Here is an 11644-nt window from a genome sequence, read left to right on the forward strand (position 1 = left end):
GTTTGGCCTTGCATATATCCCGATACTTAAACTTACTGCTGCAATGGCGAACCAACTCAATTTCTTTTTATCTACAGCTACAATTCCGGTATAAATAAACAGCCATAAAAACAACTGCCCAAAGGCTTCCGTTAAAATCAAATTTGCTGCCATATAGTTAGGTGCATATAGCGCAAACAGTAGGATTGCTATTACACCAATTCGTTCATGGAAAAATCGTCGACAAACTTGATAAAGAAGAATCATCGTTCCTGCCATCATTAAAACTTGAAGAATGCGGAATGCAGTAATTCCCTGCCAATATCCAAATATCTTCATACAAAATGCCAACACCATCGTAAGGGCAGGCATAATAAATACAGTCGAATCTTCTACTTTGTGATAAGTAAATGTACCTTCATTAAGCAATGTCTCGGCACTTCGTATATATTTTACATCATCGTTATTATATTCTTCGAAATTGCCTAAATACATATCGCTGCCTTGCTGAAACGTTATGAATGTTCCTATTGCAATGAAAAACACAACAACAGCTGCTAAAATAATACGGTATAAAAGTGCCTCATTGCCTACTTTTTGAAAAATTTTCATTTCATTGCCCCGCTTTTCATGATTTATAACACTTATAAATAATAATGTGACCTCAAGCTTTGTGTCTAATGGGTCTATTTGGGTTAAACGAGTTCTTTCAAGTTACAACCATTCCTATCATTCCTAGTTTTTATTCTGCTGCTCACCTTTCGCTTATATTAACTCCATTATAACGTGTATCATATGAAAAATGTTCCAATCCGTTGGAAGAAAAATGGATTAGTATATTTGCTGTCTATAAACGTTCGTACAGTTGCACTTGTTCATCCTGTCATAAAGTAAGCTGAGGTGAACTTTTGTGTATAAGAAAAAGTATGCAAGTCGCAATATAAGAGGAAAACTGCGGGTCTGCAAATACTTATGTGCGAATAAAAAATTGAAGCGGTATGTACCGAATACGGTATCATTCAGCCGTGAGCACTTGCAGATGATGCTAAACCGTCATAACACCGTTTATGTCAAGCCAGATATTGGCTCACTCGGTTTGGGCATATTTAAGCTGAAACGGGTGAATTCGGGTTATGAGCTTTATTCAATCGTTAAGAAAAAACAAATACAAAAATTTTATCATTCCGTTTCCGAAGCTTATTCGCAAATAAAGAAAATGAAATCGAGTAAGCTCATTATTCAAAAAGGAATATCATTAGATCGCGTGGATGGATGTCCCTACGATATTCGAGCGATGGTTCAGCGGAAGCCGGAAGGCAAGTGGGTTTGTACGGGTTTAATGGTAAAGGTAGGAGCTCGCCATAAAATCGTAACGAACTATTATCAAGGCGGAGCAATCTATTCGATGAAAAAACTTGGAGAAAGGCAAGGACTTTCTATTGAAGCAACTGATAAGCGGATCAGCAGACTAAGCAAGGTGGCCTTGCGAATATCACGGACATTAAGTAAAAAACGATCGGGTATGCACGAGCTTGGCATCGACTTTGCATATGATCAGAAGCAGCAGTTATGGGTTCTTGAGGTGAATTCCAATCATCCGCAATTTCATCCGCTTAAAAAGCTTGATCCTTCGGCCTATAAAAAAATGAAACATTTTGCTGCCAGCTACGGAAGGCGCGATGCAAAATGAAAAAAAATGTAAAGCAGATCGAGACGATTTCTCGATCTGCTTTTTTTATACTTATTAATGATTGCGCTTACTCCAATGATTGAAAAGTATCATTTTTAGTTGTTCAGATAGCTATTAGTGCGTTTATGATCGCGATAGAATACTAGTAGAACAACTAGAGCAAGGGGGATTGAGTAGTGGCGCAACTATCCGTTAATGAAGAACTATTAAAAAAACCAAAACCTAAAACTAAAAATGCGTTTCTGCGTTTCGCAAAACAATGGGACATTCAAATGATGGTATTGCCGGCATTGTTACTAATCATCGTGTTTAGTTACATCCCAATGTACGGTATATTGATGGCATTTCAAGACTACAGCATCTTCAAAGGTTTTATGGCAAGCGAATGGGTTGGATTAAAACATTTTGACATGTTCTTCAGCTCCCCGGAGTTTTTCAAGGTCATGCGAAATACGGTTATTATCAGCTTGTTGAAATTTTTCATTGGATTCCCGGCACCGATTTTGCTGGCGCTTATGCTTAACGAAGTGAAAAACCTAATGTTTAAGCGGCTGGTTCAAACGGTAAGTTACCTGCCTCACTTTATGTCATGGGTAATCGTTGCGGGACTGATTATGTCAATGCTGTCCACGGACAATGGAAGCATTAACATCGTACTTGAGAAAATGAACTTTATCGATGAACCGATCAACTTTCTATCACTTCCAGAATTATTCTGGTCCATCCTCGTTTCGACTGGAGTATGGAAGGAAATTGGATTTGGCTCCATCGTATATCTAGCAGCAATAGCAAGTATTGATCCTAGCATGTATGAAGCAGCATCTATGGATGGCGCGAGTAAATTCAAACAAATCTTTTTGATCACATTGCCTTCGATCATGCCGGTTGTCCTTATCTTCATGATTCTGGCGATTGGTAATCTACTCAATGCAGGTTTCGAAGACATTCTATTGCTTGCTGTAAATCCTGTACTCAGGGACGTGTCAGATGTTATCGATACGTACGTTTATCGAGTCGGGATACAAAGCTCTAGATACTCATACGCAACAGCGGTTGGATTGTTCAAAGCCGTTATCAGCGTAGGACTTTTGACAATGGCGAACTTTCTGGCACGCAGGGCCGGCAGCAGCTTGTGGTAAACTATACAATTAGCCCGGAAAGGCGGATGATGCAGTGATCAGGCTCAGTTTTGGAGACCGCGTGATGACGGTGACCATCTACATCTTACTAACGTTACTAGCTTTTATGACCTTTTATCCATTCTGGAATGCACTTGTCATATCCTTCAACAGCGGAATAGACACCTCCATGGGGGGCGTAACCTTTTGGCCGCGTGATTGGACTTTAGAAAACTACGGTATCGTATTCAAGGATGAACGATTGGTAACTGCGTTTCTGGTTTCGATCAGTCGGACGGTTGTCGGTACAATCGCATCCATATTTATAACGGCATTATTCGCCTATGGCCTCTCGAAGAAAGAATTGATGGGCCGCAAGTTTTACATGATCTTGTGTATCATTACGATGTACTTCAGTGGTGGACTTATTCCTTCTTTCTTGCTCATTCGTGAGCTTCACTTAATGAATACATTCTGGGTATTCATTATTCCAACACTAGTCAGCGTTTGGAACATGATCATCTTCCGCACATTCTTCCAAGGCTTGCCTGCAGGGCTTGAGGAATCGGCGAAAATCGATGGAAGCGGCAACTGGGGTATCTTCTTCCGCATTGTTGTTCCACTCTCTGGTCCCGTTATTGCAAMGTTGTCGCTTTTCACGGCTGTTTTTCATTGGAATGATTGGTTTGGTCCAAGTATCTACATCACCAATGAGAAGCTGCTTCCTATACAAACGATGCTTAAGCAGATTTTGAACTCTAATATCGTATCGGATCAAATGTCACAGCTAGATTCTGCAGCGCAAGGGCAGTTAGCCAAAATGAGAACGGTAACGAGCAAATCGTTGTCTATGGCAACGATGATGGTTGCCACGATTCCTATCATTATGGTGTATCCATTCGTTCAGAAATATTTCGTTAAAGGTGTTCTTGTTGGATCATTGAAAGAGTAGCAGGCAGTTTAAGACATGTGGTTTAGAGCGAAAGCTTTGAACATATAAAAATGAGCTTGAAAGGGGATAATAAACAGATGAAAAAAAGAAAACTACTCGTCCCAATCGTCTCTGCATTTATGGCCGTTTCTTTAATGGCAGGCTGTAGCGGTAATTCCGGTAAAACAGAAAACGGAGAAACAGGAAGCAAGCCGGAGGAAAATAGCGGCAATAAGCCGGCATCGGTTTATGAACTTGGCAAGGAGCAGCTTGATTTTACCCTTTATGGCCATTATGACTGGTACACTATGCCAGCATGGGGYGGCGACATTACGAGTACTTGGATTAGAGATACAAAGAAAGTAAACGTAAAACCAATCCACTCCGGTGGTGCGGCTCCACAAAAGCTGAATACGATGATCGCGACTGGCGAGCTTCCTGATGCGATCTGGCTAGAGCGCGTTGATGTTGAGAAATTGCGCACAGCTGATCTGCTTGTTCCATTCGATGACTATCTTGATAAATATCCGAACTTGAAAAAATGGTTGGGCGATGAAGGCATCAACATGCTTCGTTCAGAAGATGGCAAGCTTTATCAATTCCCTAACTGGTATACAAAACAACCTAACGGCAACTCTGGTTATGTTGTAAACAAAAAGATCTACACTGAGCTTGGTTCACCTAAGCTTGAAACAACAGATGATCTGTACAGCTACTTGAAGCTGGTTAAAGAAAAATATCCGAATGTTGTTCCTTACGAGCCGCATTTAGCAAAAGATGGACAAGGCCTTGACGTATTGTACTCTGCATTCAAAGAAAACGATCAGAAGTTCCCAGGTATGCGTGCTGTACCTAACGGCGACAAGCTGACTTCGATCTTCCTTGACCCTGAGTACCGTGAAGCAATGCAATATACTTCCAAGCTGTTCCGTGAAAAATTGATTACGCAAGATGCAATGACACAAACCGTTGACCAAATTACTGAAAAAGTAATGACTGGCCGTGTAGCAGTATTTGCATCAGCAAGCCCGACTGAAATTGCAATGCAAGCACATGCTGAGCTTACGAAAAACGATCCAGAAGCTGGATATTTCATGATCTGGCCGATTCACAAAGAAGGCGTTGACAAAAACAAAGTATTCCCTGGTACGTATGGTATGTTAGGCTGGAACGTAACGGTTATTACGAAAAGCGCTAAAAACCCAGAAGCAATCTTCGCTTTCTATGACTGGTTGACTGGTCCTGAAGGACAAAGCGCTTTGATGTGGGGACCTCCAGGAATCTATTGGGATGGCGTAGAAGCTGACGGCGAAACTCCGAAGTTCACAGAAAAATACACTTCTGATGCAAGCGGTCTTGGTAAGCTTCAAGCGATTACAACGAACCTTAACTGGGTTGGTAACACAGTATTCCTAGATACAACAAAAGCTAAATTTGAAGAGTCGTTGCCAGTTGAGCAACAAAACTGGTCTACTCGTTACCAACGTGAAATTACGTGGAAAACGCAATCCAATGCAACAGAATTCATTAACATCGATCCACAACCGGATACAGAAGAAGGTATCATCCGTCAACGTATCGAGGACTTGTTCCTAGAAGTTAGAGCAAAAGCATTGTTCGCGAAAAATGATGCTGAAGTACTAGCTGTTCTTGATAAAGGCGAAAAAGATGCTCAAGCTGCTGGTTATGATAAATTGCTAGCATTCAAAACAGAAAAATGGCAAGCTAACCTTGCAAAAATGAAAGCTGAATAAGCCATAGCTTTTCGTAAAAACGACGGGTATACTAAGATATTTAGTGTACCCGAGTTTTTTCGTTTTAATAGAATGATGAAATGTTCGATGAACGTAAAGCCTTTGCCTAATTGGAGCTGATAACATCATGTATAAAGTATTGCTGGCGGACGACGAAAAGCTAGATTTGGAAGGTATGCGTGCTTTTATTCCTTGGACAGATCTCGGTATGGAAATCGTAGCGGGTGTGATGAACGGATTTGATGCTTGTAAAGTGCTGGATACGGAAAAAATAGATATTCTTGTGACTGACGTCCGTATGCCTAATATGACGGGGCTTGAGCTGGCTAGACGCGCACTCGAGATGTCGAAGGATATTAAAATTATTTTCGTAAGCGGATATCAGGATTTCAGCTATGTTAAGCAGGCATTGTCGCTTAATGCTGTCAATTATGTTTTAAAGCCGATGGATGATCAGGAGCTGATTGATTCCCTGCTTAAGGTTCGAGATGTTTTGGACCATGAGCAAGAGCGGCAAAATACATATGGTCAAATGGTTCCGATCGTAAAAAATGAATATATGCTGCAATTGCTTGAAGGAACGAGCGATGACAAAACCATTGAGGTATTGAGTCAAGAATATGAGATGAATCGTTTTCTCTATCCCGGCTTAGTAGCCGTAATTGAAGTGGATGATTTGTCTTGGAAACTGAACGATGAGACGCGGGCAGAGCAGGATGAGATTCAGCAAGTGGTATCGATCTGTAAGGAGTTTGGCATTTCGCATATTTGTAAAATAAGCAAATTCCGGGTTGCGATTCTCATTGAGCAATCGGATAAAGATGTTTTGCCACTCAAGATCGTTAATCGAGTCAACGAACAGCATACCTTCTCCATTACCGCAGGCGTTGGTGAATTATGTGATTCGATCAACGAATTCTCGGCCTCCTATCGTCAGGCCGTTGAAGCTTTGGATTTGAAAATGTTTTACGGCAAAGGAAAGGTCATTGGTCACGGCGAGGTTAGGCCGGCAGAGAAAGAGGATGTCAAGCATCTCGATGCGAAGCTGGAAGCCTTGTTTGTTGCGATGTCGGGTTATGAGCTCGTTCGCATTCATGATGAGCTGGATGACTTATTTCAGGTTGCCAAAAACTTAAAGTCAAAGTTTACGCTGCGCAACTATGCGCTTTATATCGTAATGAAGCTTGATAATTATTTGCAAAGAACGAATGAAAATGTATTTCAGCTGTTTGGCATGGAGCTGAATAATTACGATATCATTATGCAGTTTGAGACGATCAACGATATTCATGTGTGGCTGAGACGCAGGGTTTACGAAATATCCGAAACTTTGCAGGCAAACAAGCATAAAAAAAATTGGAAGCTTATTAAACAAATGATTGATTATATGAAAGAACGTACACATGATAACATTACATTGCGTGATTTGGCGGAGCAATTTTCATTATCGCCGAACTACCTTGGCCTTATTTTTAAAGAGGAGACAGGTAAAAACTTCAGCGAATATTTTATTCAGCTGCGCATGGAGAAATCGTGTGAGCTGCTCAAAACAACAAATATGAAAATTTATGAGATAGCAGATCAAGTAGGCTATCGTCACTTGCCATATTTCAGCAAACAATTTAAAGAAATGTACGGTATGACGCCGTTGGAGTTTAGACGAAAATGACCAAACATAAGAAGGAGCATCGTTATATTCCGTTTGGGATTAAAATTATGCTCACCTACAGCTTGTTTATCATGGTGCCGGTGATCCTAATTGGCTATGCAGCGAATGTTATTTTTACAAGCTCCGTTCAAGAGCGAACCCGCGAGATTAATCTTGGTACGCTGGCTCAGATGAAGGATAATATTATGTACAAAATGGAGGATGTGTCACGTATATCCGGCATGCTTTATTTTGACAGTAATCTTGCATCCTATTTGCGTCATTATGAAGAAGGCTGGGTTAGCTACGAAGCCACGACTAAGCAGCTCCTTCCAAAAATGCAAACAACGGTGGAGGCAGCAAGCAATAAAATGCGCCTTGCAGTCTATCTACATAACAATACATTGCCGGAAATTTATCACAATTATAATAATACCGATCCGCTGAACGCGGAGGGGCCTTTATTTGATTTGTACCATATTTCTAGAATTAAGGACAGGGCATGGTATATAGATTACCCCGTGGAGCGGTATGGCGAGACCATGCAGTGGAAGCAGGTTGAAGGGGATACAAAATTCGGGCATATTTCCTTGCTCAGAAGACTTGTTAATATGAATGATCCCATTACGCTTGAGGAAATTGGTTTCGTTCGTATTAGCCTGAGACTTACCGATCTGCTCGAGAGCGTTGATTCTGAGAAAATCGGTAAAGGAACGAAAATTTTTGCACTCAACGAGAATGGAAGAATTATGTTCTCCTCCGGTGATACCGATTTTAATATTGGTGAATCGCTGAGTGAAGCGGAAATGGCGAACTATTGGGCCGTAGAGGAAAAGATTCCACAGCTGAATTGGAAGCTGCTCGCACTCGTTCCAACCGATATTATGGAGAAGGCTACGGACAAGGTAAAGTTTTGGACCTTCTTAATTTGCTTGGCTTGCTTTGTTGTATTTTCACTTGCTGGCTTGTATATTTCTCGCTTTTATTCTCGTAAGGTTATCAAAATCGTTCGTGTGCTGGATGCCTTTCAAGAAGGGAATTTCAAGAAAAAGATTCATTTTAAAGGGAAGGATGAATTTACGCGCATTTCCTTCGCTTTAAACGATATGGGTCATAATATTGACGGATTAATTCAAGAAGTCTATATGACAAATATGAAGAAAAAGGAAGCGGAGCTGGAATCGCTGCAAGCGCAAATCAATCCGCATTTCTTATATAACACATTGTCCTCGATCAGTAGATTGGCTAAGTTTGGACAGGTAGATAAGCTGCAGCGAATGGTGCTTGATTTAGCGAAATTTTACCGGTTATCTCTGAATGAAGGTAGAACCGTTATTCCGATTCGGAATGAGCTGGAGCAGATTAATGCCTATATCAATATTCAGAAGACGAAATTCGAAGACGGTATGCAAATCTGGTTTGACATTGATCCTGATATTTTAAGATTTACGACCGTAAAGCTTATTTTACAGCCCTTTATCGAAAATGCGCTTGAGCATGCTTGGTATGGAGCACAGATTAACATTCGAATCGTAGGCAAGATGGAGGGGGATTTAATAACCTTCCAAGTCATTGATGACGGCGTTGGCATTAATCCTGAGATTTTACGCCAAATGTCCGATCCTATTGAGAGAGTGAATGTGGGCTACGGGGTTCGGAATGTGGACGAGCGGATCAAGCTTCATTTTGGAGCAGAATACGGCGTGCGGATCGTGAGCAAAAGAGGAATGGGCACATCCATTTCGATTACGATTCCAGCTAGAAAAAAAGAAATAGAACCAGAACGTCCTATTTAGAATAGGACGTTTTTTTTATGCATTTAGTTTTTTGCCAAGCGGCTAGGGCAGCAGCTCCAAAAATCGTTTGGATGCTGCGGATTGCGGCACACCGCGAAGCGTTGCGATACCAATGCTGCGTGCGGGGATGGGCGGGATCAGCGAAATTTCGACGAGCTCGCCAGAAGCAAGCTCATCAGCAGCATAGCTGCGAACGAGGAAGGCCAGCCCAAAGCCGCTTCGTGCGAACTTTGCAAGCAGATCCATGCTGCCAAGCTCAAGCTCTGGCGTGAGCTTTGTACCATGCGCTGCGGCATACTCGTCAAGGAACTCTCGTGTGCCCGCCCCTTTTTCTAGAAGCAATAACGGGTACTTGCTAATATCCTCAAGCTCTATGGCGGTATCACCAAGAGATGAATAAGCAGGACCACCGACGAGTATATCCTGCAAGGGCACGCTTAACCGAAAGTCTAGCTGACTGTCCGAAGCAGGCATATGTACGATGCCGAAATCAATTTTTCCTTCCTTTAGAAGCTGGATAGTTTCAGGGGTTGTTCGATTCGTCACACGAATGCGAATCTCTGGATATTCCGTATGAAACTGCTCTAAATACGGCATCAAATAATGCCTGCATAACGTGTCGCTTGCACCGATACTAATTTCACCGCTTTGCAGGTTGTGCATTTCTGCGAGCATTTTTTCCCCTGTCTCAATAAAGCTATACGCTTGCTCGATATATCGAAAGAGGACCGCGCCTTCAGTCGTAAGCTTAACCCCCTTGGCCATACGGAAAAAAAGCTGGCCGCCTAGCTTTGCCTCTAATTGCTTAATCGTATGCGTGACGGCTGGCTGTGTAATATAAAGCTGTTCTGCAGCGCGCGATAAGCTTCCTGTCTTAGCCGTCCAATAAAAGACGCGATACCACTCCATGTTTACGATCATAGTTATAATCCCACCTAATATGAACTATTAGTTATATCAATTATTTTAATGTCACATCATTCATTATAATAAACCTTAAAGGGCAATAACAACATTAGGAGGCGATTGAATTGACGGTAACCGCTATAGTGGGAGCGAATTGGGGAGATGAAGGCAAGGGAAAAATGACAGATGCGTTAGCTGCCAAATCCTCATTTGTCGTACGTTATCAAGGAGGCAGCAATGCTGGGCATACGATTATTAACAGCTACGGTAAATTCGCGATGAATATGCTGCCGTCTGGCGTCTTTTATCCAGAGATTACGAACGTCATTGGCCCAGGCACAGCTCTTGATATTGAAGTGCTGCTGCGGGAGAGGACTGAGCTGATAGCACGAGGAGTACCGGAGCCGCAAATTCGAATATCCGAACGAGCACAGGTTGTACTGCCTATTCACCGCTTATTTGACGAGCTGGAGGAGGAAAGGCTTGGCTCAAACGGCTTCGGATCGACGAAAAGAGGCATTGCTCCATTTTATTCTGATAAATATGCGAAGCTTGGCGTACAAGTTGCGGATCTGTATGATGAGCAGCGATTGCTGCAGCGTTTAGAGCAATCCTTGGCAGCCAAGAATGTACTGCTTGAGCAGTTGTACAATAGAAAGCCGATCAAAGCGGAGGAGCTTCTGACCGTGCTGCTCGAGCAAGCGGAGAAGCTGCGGCCTTTCGTTTGTGATACAACGAAGCTGTTAAATGATGCGTATCGAGCTGGAAAGTCGATATTGCTGGAAGGACAGCTTGGGGCGCTGCGTGATCCGGATCACGGCATCTATCCTTACTCCACATCATCGTCTACGCTGGCGGGCTTTGCGCCAGTAGGCGCGGGTCTTCCACCCTATGCAATTACGAGAATCATTGCGGTAGTTAAGGCGTATTCCAGCTGTGTTGGAGCCGGACCGTTCGTCAGTGAGCTGACAGGTGCGGAGGCTGATGAGCTTCGCCGTTTGGGAGGCGATGCAGGAGAATTTGGCGTGAATACAGGGCGCCCGCGCCGAATGGGGTGGTTTGATGCGGTGGCTACGCGTTATGGCTGCATGCTGCAAGGGGCTACGGAGGTTGCGCTGACCAATCTTGATGTTCTAGGATACTTAGATGAAATTCCAGTATGTATAGGTTATGAATTGGGTGGACAAATCATTAAGGATTCATTCCCAGTGACAGCAGCGCTTGCTTCCGCTAAGCCAGTGCTTAAGCGTTTGCCAGGCTGGAACTGCAATATTTCGCAAGCTACAACTTTTGAGCAGTTGCCTGAAGCAGCGCAGCAATACGTTCAGTTTGTGGAAGAAGCCATTGGCGTAAAAGTTGCAAGCGTATCGGTAGGACCGCGTCGTGAGCAGCTAATCACACGATGATTTAGTAAAAGAAAAGCAGAATCCTAATTGGATTCTGCTTTTTTGGCGCGTGGCCATAGGCTATAGCTAAAGCTGATGACAAAATCAATGACGAGAATGATCGACCATAAACGAAGCGTGTTAAATAAAACCTCCGTTCGCACCGCATCGCCGACCATTAAAATCATGCCATACAAGATGGCAGCGCCTATCACCCATGCGAGCAAGTGATGCAGCCAGCCATTTCGCTCGTAGCGAGCATGATCTTTGCCATATTTCGGCTTGCGAGCAGGAGCAGGTCCGCCGGCAAAGCGATGAGCAAACCTTTCATCAGCCCATTTGATCATCCGATGTCCCCAAGCGATGGAAACCCCGATATATATTGCAGCCAAGCTATGTGCGAAGGTAGCTGTTGCGCCGCCGCGGAGATCATAAAT

General features: G+C 42.9%; 10 protein-coding genes. 7 read left to right on the top strand and 3 right to left on the bottom strand.

Features of this window, described 5'->3' with window-relative positions; all coding sequences use genetic code 11:
• Window positions 1-591 (bottom strand): glycosyltransferase family 39 protein (locus AC1DSE_RS20315; RefSeq protein ID WP_477528095.1); only part of this gene is annotated, 591 nt, incomplete at its 3' end.
• Window positions 592-889: 298 nt separating this feature from the next.
• Between AC1DSE_RS20315 and AC1DSE_RS20320 the strand changes: the two genes are divergently transcribed.
• The 6 genes from AC1DSE_RS20320 (at window position 890) to AC1DSE_RS20345 (ending at window position 8916) form a co-directional block, all read left to right on the top strand.
• The gene (locus AC1DSE_RS20320; RefSeq protein WP_477509080.1) at window positions 890-1669 is read left to right on the top strand and encodes a YheC/YheD family protein; all 780 of its coding nucleotides are present in this window, start codon (window positions 890-892) and stop codon (window positions 1667-1669) included.
• Between the two features lie 176 nt (window positions 1670-1845).
• Window positions 1846-2808, top strand: coding sequence for an ABC transporter permease (locus AC1DSE_RS20325; RefSeq protein ID WP_076267454.1), 963 nt, complete (start codon window positions 1846-1848; stop codon window positions 2806-2808).
• A 34-nt stretch (window positions 2809-2842) separates the two neighbouring features.
• Window positions 2843-3739, top strand: coding sequence for a carbohydrate ABC transporter permease (locus AC1DSE_RS20330; protein ID WP_477528096.1), 897 nt, complete (start codon window positions 2843-2845; stop codon window positions 3737-3739).
• Between the two features lie 77 nt (window positions 3740-3816).
• The gene (locus AC1DSE_RS20335) at window positions 3817-5472 is read left to right on the top strand and encodes an extracellular solute-binding protein (RefSeq protein WP_477509079.1); all 1656 of its coding nucleotides are present in this window, start codon (window positions 3817-3819) and stop codon (window positions 5470-5472) included.
• A gap of 127 nt (window positions 5473-5599) precedes the next feature.
• Entirely contained in the window at window positions 5600-7141 is a 1542-nt protein-coding gene (locus AC1DSE_RS20340; RefSeq protein WP_477509078.1) for a response regulator, read from the top strand.
• On the top strand, window positions 7138-8916 hold the full coding sequence (locus tag AC1DSE_RS20345) for a sensor histidine kinase (RefSeq protein ID WP_477509077.1): 1779 nt from the start codon (window positions 7138-7140) through the stop codon (window positions 8914-8916). The genes AC1DSE_RS20340 and AC1DSE_RS20345 overlap by 4 nt, the downstream gene beginning before the upstream one ends.
• A 42-nt stretch (window positions 8917-8958) precedes the next feature.
• On the opposite strand, the gene AC1DSE_RS20350 is transcribed toward AC1DSE_RS20345, so the two are convergent.
• Window positions 8959-9837 (bottom strand): LysR family transcriptional regulator, encoded by an 879-nt coding sequence (locus AC1DSE_RS20350; protein ID WP_477509076.1) that lies wholly within the window; start codon window positions 9835-9837, stop codon window positions 8959-8961.
• A 110-nt stretch (window positions 9838-9947) separates the two neighbouring features.
• On the opposite strand from AC1DSE_RS20350, the gene AC1DSE_RS20355 reads away from it, so the two are divergent.
• Window positions 9948-11228 carry an adenylosuccinate synthase gene (locus AC1DSE_RS20355; protein WP_477509075.1) on the top strand — a complete coding sequence of 427 codons (1281 nt, stop codon included), beginning with the start codon at window positions 9948-9950 and terminating at the stop codon, window positions 11226-11228.
• Window positions 11229-11251: 23 nt separating this feature from the next.
• Here AC1DSE_RS20355 and AC1DSE_RS20360 read toward each other — a convergent pair.
• The coding region (locus tag AC1DSE_RS20360) for a hypothetical protein (RefSeq protein ID WP_477528097.1) at window positions 11252-11644 on the bottom strand (393 nt) is incomplete at its 5' end.

The sequence above is a fragment of the Paenibacillus sp. 01L418 genome (assembly GCF_056400045.1).